Source organism: Aerosakkonema sp. BLCC-F183 (genome assembly GCF_041929145.1).
Lineage (GTDB): Bacteria > Cyanobacteriota > Cyanobacteriia > Cyanobacteriales > Aerosakkonemataceae > Aerosakkonema.
Map to the genome: position 1 here is coordinate 1 of NZ_JBHFNU010000053.1, position 12,678 is coordinate 12,678.

General features: G+C 45.5%; 8 protein-coding genes. 7 read left to right on the forward strand and 1 reads right to left on the reverse strand.

Annotated features, from left to right (window positions below; all coding sequences use genetic code 11):
• Positions 1 to 232: 232 nt before the first annotated feature.
• The 7 genes from glgP to ACE1CD_RS15470 all read left to right on the forward strand — a co-directional run bounded on the left by glgP (position 233) and on the right by ACE1CD_RS15470 (position 11,467).
• Entirely contained in the window at positions 233 to 2,860 is a 2,628-nt protein-coding gene (glgP, locus tag ACE1CD_RS15440; protein WP_374799847.1) for an alpha-glucan family phosphorylase, read from the forward strand.
• A gap of 265 nt (positions 2,861 to 3,125) precedes the next feature.
• Positions 3,126 to 3,494 (forward strand): response regulator transcription factor, encoded by a 369-nt coding sequence (locus ACE1CD_RS15445; protein ID WP_374799845.1) that lies wholly within the window; start codon positions 3,126 to 3,128, stop codon positions 3,492 to 3,494.
• A 109-nt stretch (positions 3,495 to 3,603) separates the two neighbouring features.
• Positions 3,604 to 4,131: a chemotaxis protein CheW gene (locus ACE1CD_RS15450; protein ID WP_374799843.1), complete on the forward strand. Its 528-nt coding sequence runs from the start codon at positions 3,604 to 3,606 to the stop codon at positions 4,129 to 4,131.
• Positions 4,132 to 4,222: 91 nt separating this feature from the next.
• Entirely contained in the window at positions 4,223 to 6,715 is a 2,493-nt protein-coding gene (locus tag ACE1CD_RS15455; protein WP_374825243.1) for a methyl-accepting chemotaxis protein, read from the forward strand.
• A gap of 74 nt (positions 6,716 to 6,789) precedes the next feature.
• Complete coding sequence (locus ACE1CD_RS15460) at positions 6,790 to 7,893, forward strand: PstS family phosphate ABC transporter substrate-binding protein (RefSeq protein ID WP_374825245.1); 1,104 nt, start codon at positions 6,790 to 6,792, stop codon at positions 7,891 to 7,893.
• Between the two features lie 238 nt (positions 7,894 to 8,131).
• Entirely contained in the window at positions 8,132 to 10,960 is a 2,829-nt protein-coding gene (locus ACE1CD_RS15465; RefSeq protein WP_374825247.1) for a response regulator, read from the forward strand.
• Positions 10,961 to 10,975: 15 nt separating this feature from the next.
• Positions 10,976 to 11,467, forward strand: coding sequence for a chemotaxis protein CheW (locus ACE1CD_RS15470; RefSeq protein WP_374825249.1), 492 nt, complete (start codon positions 10,976 to 10,978; stop codon positions 11,465 to 11,467).
• Positions 11,468 to 11,479: 12 nt separating this feature from the next.
• Here ACE1CD_RS15470 and ACE1CD_RS15475 read toward each other — a convergent pair whose 3' ends face one another.
• Entirely contained in the window at positions 11,480 to 12,310 is an 831-nt protein-coding gene (locus tag ACE1CD_RS15475; protein ID WP_374825251.1) for a DUF429 domain-containing protein, read from the reverse strand.
• Positions 12,311 to 12,678 lie beyond the last annotated feature (368 nt).

Consider the following 12,678-nt stretch of genomic DNA (forward strand, 5'->3'; position numbering starts at 1 on the left):
TTCGAGCAGAGGGAATCAGAATGCTTTCCTCCTCTGGGACGGGGGAGGGTTACGCCAATGGAGAGGAAGTCAGACCAAACCGAGGACGTAAGTCTAAGGTGAGGCATTCTTCTGTGAAATTGGAAGCTCCAACTATAGCGTGAGCGAGAGTTGGAGTAGTTCACGATAAGCACCCCTCACTACAGAACTGTGGGCACAATAACCATAAAGAGACTAAGAGGTTCTGCGACTGATGCAGCCAATTCGGACATTTAACGTTACACCTTCTCTACCGCCGCGACTAGAACCCCTGCGGAAGCTAGCCTACAACCTCCACTGGGATTGGAACGTCGAAACCAAAGACTTATTCCGCCGTCTCGATCGAGACCTGTGGGAATCAAGTCGGCACAATCCGGTATTAATGTTGGGCACCATCTCGCAAACGCGATTGCAAGAACTAGCCGAAGACGAAGGCTTTATCGCCCAGATGGAAAGAGCTGTTCAACAGTTAGAGGACTACCACCATCGATTAACCTGGTATCACAAAAAGCGCAAATTAGGAAGCGAGAATCGGACATCGCCGATCCGCGATGGGGAAAATTCTTCCCCGACAACCCAGTCCCAAACTGAGTGCTACGTCTACTTTTCAATGGAATTTGGCCTTGCAGATTGCGTGCCCATCTACTCCGGCGGTTTGGGCGTCCTCGCAGGCGACCACCTCAAATCTGCCAGCGACTTGGGTCTTCCCTTAGTTGGCGTCGGATTGCTTTATCAAGAAGGTTATTTCAGCCAATTTCTCAACGCGGATGGTTGGCAGAGCGAACACTACCCGATCAACGACTTCTATAATATGCCCCTGCATCTGGAATGCCATCCAGATGGTACAGAAATCAGGATTGAGGTAGATTATCCAGGTCGCAAAGTTTACGCTCGCATTTGGCGTATCCAAGTAGGAACCGTACCGCTATACCTGTTGGATACAAACATCGATGCCAACGCCAGCCAATACGACCACGATATCACCGATCGACTCTACGGCGGCGACATCGATATGCGAATTCACCAAGAGATGATGCTGGGAATTGGCGGCGTGCGGGCGTTAAGGGCGCTGGGGTTGAAACCGACCGCCTACCACATGAACGAGGGACACTCGGCCTTTTTATCCTTGGAACGCATCCGCGTGCTGATGCAAGAAGAGGGTTTGCGCTACGCAGAAGCTACGGCGGTTGTCAAGTCGAGTAGCATTTTTACCACCCACACCCCCGTACCGGCAGGGATCGACTTGTTCCCCCCAGACAAGGTGATGTATTACCTGGGTCATTACGGCGATGCGTTTGGTTTGCAGCGAGAAGAATTTCTGGCATTAGGACGGGAGGAAACGGGCGACCTGACGGCACCTTTCAGCATGGCAATTCTGGCTATTAAAATGGCGACATTTGTCAACGGGGTTGCCCAACTGCACGGTGTCGTGTCGCGATCGATGTTTAAGGGATTGTGGCCGGATTTACCTTTGGAAGAAGTGCCCATCACCGCCATTACTAACGGCGTCCACGCCCGCAGCTGCGTGTCTCCAGTCATGCAAGGTTTGTACGATCGCTACCTTGGCCCTCGATGGGAACGGGCAGGAAGTACCGACCCCCTCTGGGAACGGGTGAGTTCGATTCCCGATGAAGAATTGTGGCGCTATCACGAACGTTGCCGCGCTGAGTTGGTAGTATTTGTGCGAGAGCGATTGGCCCAAAAGCTGCGCGATCGCGGTGCCTCCCCAGCCGAAATCGGCCATGCAGGTGAAGTCCTCGACCCAGGCGTCTTGACAATTGGCTTTGCGCGTCGTTTCGCTACCTATAAGCGGGCTACCCTGTGGATGCGGGATAGGGAAAGGATTAAGCGAATTTTACAGGCCAACAAAAAGCGCAAGGTGCAGTTTATCATCGCCGGTAAAGCCCATCCTCACGATATTCCAGGCAAAGAACTCATCCGCGAAATCAACCACTTTATTCGCGAAGAAGGAATGAGCCGCAGTGTCGTATTTATCCCCGATTATGACTTGCACGTAGGGCGGTTGATGGTGGCTGGTTGCGATGTTTGGCTGAATACACCCAGGCGTCCGCGAGAAGCATCGGGCACTAGCGGTATGAAGGCATCGATGAATGGATTGTTAAATTTGAGCGTTTTGGACGGTTGGTGGGATGAGGCAGATTATGTCCGCACCGGCTGGCCGATCGGTCACGGAGAAGATTACGATGACCTTAACTACCAGGATCTTGTCGAAGCGAACTCGCTGTACGAATTGTTGGAACAGGAAGTGGTTCCTTTGTTCTACGAACGGGACACGGAAGATATCCCTCGCGGTTGGGTGAGCAAAATGAAAGATGCGATCCGTTTAAATTGTCCCTTCTTCAATACAGCGCGGATGGTGAGGGAATATGGAACGCGGGCGTATTTTGCGGCGAGCGATCGCTACTTTACAATGACAAGAGAAGAATACAGACCAGCCAAAGATTTAGCTGATTGGAAAAACAAGCTGTTCGATCGATGGTACAAGATGAAGATCGAAAGCATTGATGTATCTGAGGGAAGCCAAATCCAGGTAGGCCAAACTATTAATGTCAAAGCGCGAATCGATCTCGCAGATTTAAGTGCAGATGACTTGCAAGTACAGCTTTACACCGGTTTGGTGAACGCCAGCGGAGATATTGTCAATGGTGTGCCAGCTGTGATGGAATACCAGGGTCAAGATCCTCAGTCCGGAACAAGCATTTACACAGGTAACATTACCTACACCTATAGCGGTCTACAGGGAATGTCTCTGCGTATTTTGCCGAAACACGAATATCTCAGCAGTCCCTACGATTTGGGATTGATTCTGTGGGCACAATAACAAGAAAGGGAAAGTGAGGGAGTTAAAAGTCAAAAGTCAAAAGTCAAAAGTCAAAATCCCTCTTCCCTCTTCCCTCTTCCCCTAGCCCCTAACCCCTAATCCCTCTTCCCTCTTCCCTCTTCCCTCTTCCCTCTTCCCCCTTCCCTCTTCCCTCTTCCCTCTTCCCCCTTCCCTCTTCCCCTCTTCCCTCTTCCCTCTTCCCTCTTCCCTAACCCCTAGCCCCGACGCCCTAGCCCCTAGCCCCTATCCCCTATCCCCATCTCCTATGTCAAAAGTATTAGTTGTGGACGACCTAGCTACCGAGCTAGAAATTATATGCCGAATTTTACAAGAGGCAGGAATTTCTGTCGATCGAGCTAGAGATGGAGATGAAGCGATCGCCCGCATCCAGTCATCGCCTCCCGACCTTGTTGTTTTAGATGTGGTGATGCCACGGATGAACGGGTTTGAGGTAGTACGAGAACTGCGAGAAAACCCAAAAACCAAACACTTACCAGTCGTATTTTGCTCCCAAAAAAATACTGAAATTGACAAAAGTTGGGGTATGGATATGGGAGCAGATGCCTATATTACTAAACCTTTTGACCCGCAACAATTAATCAACATCGTTAAAAAGCTAATGGGGAATAACTAATAGTTAAGATTGGGTGGTTATTTTGGTAAAAAAGATTGGCAATAGCCAATAAATCACATCAAAATCCAAGCCAAAAAAAACATACTGTCTTGGCAATGGCTAACGATAGATGACTAAATTCATTATTTTTGGTCAAGATAAAAGCTTGTTTGCTCTCGCTCTGGGTTCAGTTCGAGAAGTACTTTTTTTTAATCAACAACTCATTACACCGGTACCAAACACTCTCCCTTTTTTGCTGGGAATAACCAACCTGCGGGGTGAAATTATAGCAGTAATGGATTTCGGTCATTTTATCGGTATAAAAGATCGTGGCTTGTCCGGTCGCTTAAAAATATTGCCGCCGCACCAGCCCGGTACAGTTGATTGGCATTCGCCCGACTGTCGTATTCTAGTAGTGGAAGCTCCCGATCCTAACGATGTAAGACTATTGCCGATGCGGATGGGATTGGCGGTTTCCTTTGTGGAAGGAGTCGTACACCTGAATACCGATCGCATCGTATCGGCTCAAGAGGTTAGTGAAGAATTGGCTCCTTTTTTGCGTGGATTATATGAAGATCGGGGTCGTCTGCTGATGATTGTAGATATAGAAGCGATATCGCTAACGCGGGATCGGTGGGTTAGTCCAATCGTGGTGTAAGTTTATCCAAACGCTTGGTCATCATCGATCGCTGTTCGGGAAAAATGGTTCTTTAGTTTTGAGGATGCCTAGCGGAGGAGCTTCATTTGATATGGAATACTATGTAAAGGTAAGAGACGAACGAATGACGTATGAGCGTATCGCTGCGCTGCAAAACTTGTCCAGGAAAGCCAGTATTGCAGTTATAGCGATCGGCTGCACAGTCATGCTGGGTTGGATGTTTAACATTCCTCTTTTTAAAAGCGTTTTCCCCGGTTTAGTCAGTATGAAAGTCAATACTGCCTTATGCTTTATCTTGGCAGGTGCAGCTTTGTGGATATGGCATAAATCTCAGAGGATGGAAGAAAGGAACAACTCCACTTTGTCCCACGAGGAGGGGAGAAGGGCAGAGGGACAGAGAGACAGAAGCGAACAGGAGATTTCCCACTCCCCAACTCTGAATCTGCGACGCTGGCTGCAAGTGTGTGCGGGTGTCGTTTTGTTAATCGGCTTGCTCACATTGTTACAGTATGCTTTGCAAAGAGATTTTGGCATCGATCAACTTTTGTTTAAAGACTCAGCAAAGGCTGTCGGGACTTCTGCCCCCGGTCGGATGGGTGCGAATACAGCTGTGAATTTTGTTTTCTTGGGCTGTGCGCTGCTATTTTTAGTGGGGAATTACACTAACTATCAAGCAGCTCAAATCTTGAGTTTAGTTAGTTTTTTTGTAGCCTTTGTAGGGTTGTTGGGCTATGCCTATAGCATCTCATCCCTTTACGGCATCAATTCTTACACGCAAATGGCTTTGCACACAGCGGTTACCTTTTTGATCCTCTGCATAGGTATCCTGTGCGCCCGCCCGGACAAAGGGGTGATGGCGGTTTTCACAAATCAGAATGCGGGGGGTATGATGGCTCGGCGTCTCGCTTCGGCAGCGATCGGCATTCCTCCTATCGTCGGTTGGCTAATTTTAACAGGATATCGCGCCAAAAACTACAATACCGACCTTGCCATATCCCTGCAAGCAGTTTTTAACGTAGCAGTTTTTGGCACGATGGTTTGGTGGACTGCCAAAACCCTAAGTACCCTCGATCTCAAGCGCCAGCGAGCTGAAGAGCAACTTCGTGCCCTGAATGCGGAACTCGAACAACGTGTGAATGAACGGACGGCAGAGTTAACTCATTCCAATCATGAACTCCAAGAACTGCAAAATGAATTAAAAATGCGCCAGTACGCTCTTAATGAAGCGGCAATTGTCAGCGAAACAGATACAAATGGCACTATTATTTATGTCAATAAAAAGTTTTGTGAAATTTCTGGATACAGCAATGAAGAAATGTTAGGGCAAAACCATCGCTTGGTTAACTCAGGGCATCACCCCCAATCATTTTTCGCAGATATGTGGATAACCATTTCTCAAGGTAAAGTATGGAAAGCCGAAATCAAAAACCAGCGTAAAGATGGCTCATTTTATTGGGTTGATTCTACAATCGCACCTATATTCGATGCCAATCATCGGATTATCAAATATATTAGTATCCGCTATGATATTACAGAACGAAAACAAGTAGAAGAAAGATTGCAAAAATTGGCAGCAGAACGCGAAGCAGAAGCAGATTCGCTCACCCAACAAGTGCTGAAGTTGCTCAATGAAATCAAAGGAGCCGCCAAGGGAGACCTGACAGTACGAGCGCAAGTAACCAACGATATCCTGGGTGCTGTTGCCGATTCATTTAATTTTTTAATCGGTTCCTTACGCAAAGTAGTTAACGGTATTCAAGACCTTTCTAAGGAGGTACGTACTGCCACCAGCGCTTCCATAAACGATACGACTCAGCTTGCCGATCGCTCTCACCATCAAGCCGAACAAATTGATGGAACGCTGCAACAAATCGAGCGGATGCTGAATTCTATTAAAGATGTTTCAGATGTAGCAAAACGGGCCGAACAAGTAGCAGAACAGGCAGCTAAAACAGCAGAAGTTGGCGGAGTAGCTGTCGATCGCACTGTGGAAGGAATCAACGAGTTGCGCCAAACAATAGCCCAAACATCGAAAATGATGAAACGTTTGGGTGAAAGCTCACAACAAATTGGCAAAATTGTCAATTCGATTTCTCAAATTGCCGCGCAAACTAATTTACTCGCTCTTAACGCTACGATTGAGGCGGCGCGAGCGGGCGAACACGGACAGGGATTTGCAGTAGTAGCAGAGGAGGTGCGTAAGCTCGCAGAAAGGTCTGCTTCAGCAACAGAAGAAATATCAGAAATTGTTAATACTATTAAGGATGAAATCAGTCGAGTGATGACCGCTATGGAGTCAGGAACGCAACAAGTGGTAGAAGGTACTCAGCTAGCTGCGGAAGCTAAGACTAATTTGATTGCGATTATTGAAGTCAGCCGGGAAATCAATGCCTTGATTCAAAATATTACCCGTGCAGCTAAAAAACAGGTGGCTTTTGCCGAACAGATTTCCGGCAGTATGCGACAGGTGAATAGTATTTCCACAACTACCGCTCAAAAAGCTCTACAAGTACAGGATTCACTGCACGGACTGTCGGTTTCTGTCAATAAGCTGCAAGATTCAGTAGCAAATTTTAGAAGTTAAAAGTTACAAAACCCTATGCTAAAGCTGGGAAAAAACCTAAGTATGTCACCGATAAAAACCTGGAGGAACCTGTAATGCAGCGATCGAGCTATAGTATTCTCATCATTCTGACTCTTTTGTGCTATGGCTGTAGCAGCTCAGATAAACCGTCGGCGACAATCGCGCCCAAGAGTGTGCCGACAAATCCTGGCGTGCAAGACCCGCCGTCACAAAATAAGCCATCTGAAGAAAAACCTTTCACCGCTAAGCCAGAAGCGACCGCACAACTCGTAAATGCCCGCACAAATAAGAACTCCAGTGGGGTCAGGCTACCAGAAATCGATCCTCTGGAAGTAGAGGGGAATCTGACTGTGGCTGGCAGTTCTTCGGTTTTTCCCCTCTCTAAAGTCATCTACGAACGCTTCATTGCGTATGGCTATGCAGGTACGATCGATCTCTACAGTATTGGTACTGGGGCTGGCTTCAATCTTTTCTGTAAAGAGAAGAAATCTGACATTACCAATGCCAGCCGTCCGATCGAAGAAGAAGAGATTAAGGCTTGCACTGCTAACGGTCGCACGCCAGTCGAGTTCCGCATCGGCAGTGATGCTGTCGCTGTCGTCATCAACCGAAAGAATAGATTTGTTAACAACGTCACGACCAAAGAATTAGCTACCCTTTTTACCGCTGAAAAGTGGTCGGATGTAAATCCCAAATGGCCTAACGAGAGAATTCAACGCATACTTCCCAGTTCTACAGCTTCAAGGTTCAGCTTGTTTGTTGAGAAAGTCTTGAATGGTAAAGACAAGCTGCTTCTGAACTCGCCTTACTCTCAATTCACCGACGATGATGATTACATAATTCAATCTGTTGTGGCTAATCCATACGCCATTACATTTTTGCCTTATTCCTACTATCAACATAATGCTGACACCCTGAAAGCTATTTCGATCGAAGGGGTCGAACCAAAAGCTGAAACGGTGGAGAATGGCGAATACCTTTTGACTCGCCCGCTCTTGATGTACTCGGATGTTAATACCATTCGCAAAAAGCCGCAGGTGAGAGCATTCATCAACTTTTACCTAACTTATATTAACCAAGAAATTACAAAAGTCGGCTATTTTCCCCTCAGTCAAAATGAACTGGACAACTCAAAAATGAAACTGTTGAAGGCGACAGAACCAGAAAAAGCGGACTAAAATAAATTTCTTTAGTTTTTAGTATGCCGACCTTTCCGAACGGGGGAAATGTTCGCAAATCAATTTTATATGGAGATTTCAAAACAGTTATTTTTTCCGATCAAGGTAAAACAAATAAATTTTTTATTTATGGCAAACGATGAAAGTCAGTTGGGACGTTCTTAATTACCCCAAACCCTTGATTCTAAACCCTTTTTTCCTAGCCCCTTCTTTTTGACTTTTTTTAGCCCATAGCTATATGAACCCTGAAGATTTTAATGAGCTAATCGGTATATTTATAGCTGAAACACAAGAGTTTCTGCAAACTATGGAAGCGAATCTCTTGGCGATGGAAAGTAGCAGTTCTGCGGAGGAGCGTTTGCAGACAGTTAAAACGCTTTTCCGATGTGCCCATTCAATTAAGGGTTCGTCTTCTATATTTGGATTTAATAGCTTATCAAAGGCGGCTCACTGTTTAGAAGATTGCTTTGTAATTTTACGCGATCGCGTCAATCTTTCCGAACTGGAAACATCTACAATTACTGCTTTATTACAAGGCTTAGATAGTCTGAAAATTATCGTCGATGGAGTTAGAAGTGACCAATTAAATCAAGAAATTGCTATTGCAGAATCGGAATCTTTAACAGAGCCTCATCTTTTGGCGATCGCTCAAATCAAAACAACTCTGGAAGCTGAATACGGTCAAAAAGAAGAGACTGCAAATTACACAATTAACACTTCAGTGAACGCTGAAGCTGTCAAGGTGATTTTTGAATTCGAGTTACCATCTGTATTTAATCAATTAGAAGCAGAACTTTCTCAATCTAGTGCGGAAAACCTGCCTCAAACAATAGCAACTATCAACAATATTTATTACCAAATATCAGGGGTGGCGGGGATGTTACAGCTATCTTACTTAGCTGAAATTGCCAACCAATTGAGAGATGCGATCGATACTCCCAACTTGAGTGTAGAGCAGTTGCAGTCCTCTGGATGGAAAATTGCCCAAAAATTGCAGAAAATTCGCACCAAAGTGTTGCAAGGAGAAGCGATCGATCTGCAACTCCTTGAGGAGCGCGAAGGATCTGAGGAGCAAAGTAGCACAGGAGCAGAGGATCGAGAAACCGTTCCCACTCAAAACGCAAACCTCACAACTCAAAACTCTGACACTTCTAGGAGTTCTCTCTCAAATAACCCGACTATTCGAGTCGAGGTGGAACGCCTGACGGAATTGATTAATTTGGTGGGAGAGTTGGTAATCAATCGGACAAATTTTGAACTCCAGGAAGCGCAATTGCGTTCCGAAACTAAACGCATCCGCAAGAGCATTTCTTCGTTGCATCATTTTGGTAGCGAATTGCGAGAAGAATACGATCGTCTAGCGGGAGAATGGGGAACGGGTAATGGAAAATCGGAAATAGGAAAAAAAAGCAATTCTCAATCTCCGATTGCTAAACCTCACTTCGATATTTTGGAAATGGATAGATATACAGAATTCCACGCCAAAGCAGTAGAAGTAATTGAAATTACACAAGCGATCGCTCAGTCGGCAAGTTTAGTAGATGAATTGGCGGTAAAATTTGAACGCAGCACCGACCAACTCCGCCGCATTACCGATCGACTTCGCAGTCGCGTTATGCAATTGCGAGTGGTGCCATTCAGTCGCGCAGTCGATCGCTTGCCGAGAGCTCTGCGAGAATTATGCCGCACATATAATAAAGATGTAAATCTGCTGCTGTTGGGAAGAGATACTAAAATAGATGAAACTTTACTCGATGCTTTGCGCGATCCTTTAGTACATTTGTTACGCAATGCTTTCGATCACGGCATCGAATCGCCGGAAGTGCGGATTGCAGCTGGTAAACCGGCCACCGGTCAAATTGAAATTGAAGCGCGTCACCAAGGCGGACAAACTATTATTACTGTTACGGATGATGGTCGAGGTATTGACCCGGAAGGTATTCGATCGCGAGTTGTAGAAAAAGGTTTAGTCACACCCGAACAAGCAGCGGATCTTTCGATTGCCGAATTGTACGAATTCCTTTTTTGGCCTGGTTTTAGTACTGCTAAAGAGGTGACTGACCTTTCTGGTAGAGGAGTCGGTCTTGATGTTGTTCGCAACAATTTGCGGCAAGTACGCGGCACGATTAAAGTCGATTCCCGTCCTGGTAGAGGCACCAGTTTTATTTTGAAGCTGCCGCTAATGCTTTCGATCTCTGATGCTTTGTTGGTGATGGTGGGAAAAAATACGATCGCAGTACCCTTGGATGCAGTCGAGGAAATTATCCACATTCAACCAGATCGAATTCAAATGGCGGGTAATCAAGCGATGTTGTGGTGGGAGGAGGAGTTTATTCGACTGGTGCAGTTGCAAGATTTATTGCACTACAATATACCCGATCTCTCATCATCTGCTGAATCGCTGCCGCAAGACTCAATTCCTGCGATCGTTTTAGCTTCTAGCGAAGGAGTTGTCGCGATCGCAGTCGATCGCATTCTCAGTCAACAAGAAATTGTTGTCAAACCGCTGCCTTCTCCTATATCTAAACCATGCGGTATTGTTGGTTGCACAATTCTCGGTGACGGTCAGGTAGTTACTATTTTAGATGTGGACGATCTGCTAGAAGAATTTCACACTCACAGCAGCATGACTATTTCAGTTGAAAATAAATCTTCGCTGGGTGTACGCACTGATTTGCTGACGCCTCCCTCTAGTTTGCAACCGCAAATTTTAGTTGTAGATGATTCTTACACTATTCGACAATTACTTACGCAAAGTCTAACTCGCGCACGTTACCGGGTAGCACAAGCGAAAGACGGTCAAGATGCTTTATCTAAGTTGGAGCAAGGTATTGATTGCAGTGCCATAATTGCAGATATCGAAATGCCTCGTATGGATGGATTTGAACTTTTACGAAGCCTCAAATCTCATCCTCACTTTGCCTCTATCCCAGTTGCTATGTTGACTTCTCGTTCGGGGATAAAATATCGTCAGTTGGCAATGGAATTGGGTGCTGTCGAATATTTCACTAAGCCTTACAATGAAGGTCAATTATTGGAGGCGATCGCTAAATTAATTAAAAAGTAAAGATTTCAATTAAATATGAACAGACGATTTCGCAGTAAACGCAATATTCCCATTCGGATTCCTACCCAAAAACTGCTTTGTTTCCAACTGGGAAACGAACGATATGCTATTCCTATTGACCGTGTGCTGCACGTCCTCAATGAGTTTACACCGCATGGGGTTATTGAGAGCGATATGCTTAACGGTACGCTGCGCGATCGCAGTTTAGTAAAATACAAAGACGAAATCATTACTCTTATATATCCGTCTCAGCTTTTCCTTACCAGTCGCGACGATCGAGAGCGACAATACTTGATTGTTTGTACCTTGAAGGAAGGAGAGCGTTTTGCGATCCCTGTTCCGGAAATTCCTACAGTTTTGGAGGTAGGAGAAGACAAGTTTGGTGAGTTTCCCGAACTTTATCATCAGGGAAATTTGCCGGCAGCTATTGAAAAGGTTATTCAGAGTTCGGATAATAAGATGGTGTTTTATCTCAATTTGGATAAGTTGGTAAACCCCACCCCCTAACCCCCTCCCCGTCTACGGGGAGGGGGAAGAAGAAGAAGAAGAAGAAGAGGGGGAAGAAGAAGAAGAGGGAGAGGCGGGGATTACTATGTATCCGGTGGTGCGATCGCCTAAAACTAAATTCTTTTTCAATCCCCAATACCACCAATAAGCGCCTACATAAGCGCAAATTAAACTATCCAATTTATCTTCTACACTTTTCAGCGCTAAACCAGTTAAAGGAACTGCGGGTAAATCGGGTAATTTGAGAGCGGGTTGTAAAGTGGGTAAATAATCTAAAATATATTGTCGCAGCTTGATTAATTCGGCGCGGCGTTCTGAAAGTTTCCCTTTTTTATATTTAAGGATGCGTTCTAAGCCGAATATATTTACAATCGCGGGATGGGGAAATACTTCGATTTGAAATCTGCCTAATTTTTGCGCTTCTATGACTGGTGCGTGAACAAAACCCCGTACTTCCAAACTCAAGCCAAATTCTACCGTGCGTTGGGCAAAAGGGCGACCCAAATTCGCAGGATAACAAGCCGCATGATAGCGATGAAAATGTTTGTGAGTCAACTTATCCGGTAGTCGCATTCCCGTTGCATTGGGAATGAGGGTAGGCGCATCCACCGCGATTATTGCCGATTCTGGTAATGGTGCATAGGTATCGATCCAAGCGAGAATATCTTCATTAGATTCTCGTCGATCTAAGTTAAGAAGATGCAATTGGTTATCTGCCCAACTTAGGCAACATAAACCGCTTGCGCCTGTTATCCAACCGAGGTCAATGCCGATAAATTTCATCATCACAGAGTTTTTGTGGCGATCGTAAAAACTTATATTATTGTAGGGTAAGTTAGGCACGAGCGATAACTTCAGAACTTTTAACCAATAATTAACTCTCCGTGCCGTAACCCACCACCACTTATATTATTGTAGGGTGGGTTAGGCACGAGCGATAACTTCAGAACTTTCAACCAATAATTAACTCTCCCTGCCGTAACCCACCACCACTTATATTATTGTAGGGTAAGTTAGGCACGAGCGATAACTTCAGAACTTTCAACCAATAATTAACTCTCCCTGCCGTAACCCACCACCACTTATATTATTGTAGAGTAGGTTAGGCACGGGCGATAACTTCAGAACTTTCAACCAATAATTAACTCTCCCTGCCGTAACCCACCACCACTTATATTATTGTAGAGTAGGTTAGGCACGGGCGATAACTT